General features: G+C 43.2%; 1 protein-coding gene. It reads left to right on the forward strand.

Going from position 1 to position 1,009, the window contains the following annotated elements:
- Nucleotides 1-59: 59 nt before the first annotated feature.
- The coding region (locus tag ACW6QP_RS15355) for an IS110 family RNA-guided transposase (RefSeq protein ID WP_457911755.1) at nucleotides 60-1,009 on the forward strand (950 nt) is incomplete at its 3' end.

Here is a 1,009-nt window from a genome sequence, read left to right on the forward strand (position 1 = left end):
TAGCATCAATGAAAAAGCAGTAATCGAGTATCTTTAAAATTCACCAAAACTCTAAAGATATGGAAACCCGAGTTACTGCCTTACCAAAGTTATTCATAGGAATCGACATCCACAAGAGAAGTTGGAAAATACACTGTAGCACCGATCTCTTTGCTGGTAAATCCTTTACTATGCCACCAGAACCTGAGAAATTACGCGATTATGTCAACAAACATTTTCCCGATTATGAGGTGACCACAGCTTATGAGGCCGGATGTTGCGGTTATTCTGCTCATCGTAGCTTTGAAACTTATGGCTGGAAATCCCTGGTCGTAAATCCTGCTGATATTCATCGCAAAGGTAAAGAACGATATACTAAAACCGACCGAATCGACGCACAACTCATTAGCCGGGAACTTAAAGATGGACGTTTAGATAGCATCACGGTTCCGGGTGTAGAACGTGAAGAATTACGTAGTCTCTTTCGGCGCCGCAATGAGCTGGTTAAAGATCTTCGCCGGATAAAATGTATGATCAAAATGCAACTCCTTTATTTCGGAATTAAAGTTCCTGAAGAGTTCGACAATGATCACTGGAGTCACGCTTTTCGTCATTGGGTAGATAGCCAGCAATTTAATTATCCTACGGCCCGGGAAACTATGGCCAGTAAAATGCGAACATTTCGGTTTATCGATAAAGAGCTTCGGGATATTTCCACTCAGCTCAGGGCCTATTGCCGAAAACATTTTAAAAAGGATTACTACCTGTTAAGAAGCGTTCCGGGAATTGGTGGTATTGTAGCAGTAGGAATCATAGCTGAACTGGGAGATTTAAGACGGTTTAGCAGCCTGAAACATCTTGCCGGATATGTTGGACTGGCTCCGGGGATTCATGAAAGTGGCGGCAATTCAAAATCTCTTGGGATGAATCCTAGATGCCATCGGTTAATCCGTTCTTATTTTGTAGAAGCGGCCTGGCAGGCCATCAGGACCGACCCTGTTATTCAGGCGTATTATCGAAAACACCTGGG

It is taken from the genome of Salegentibacter haimaensis, from assembly GCF_054121495.1.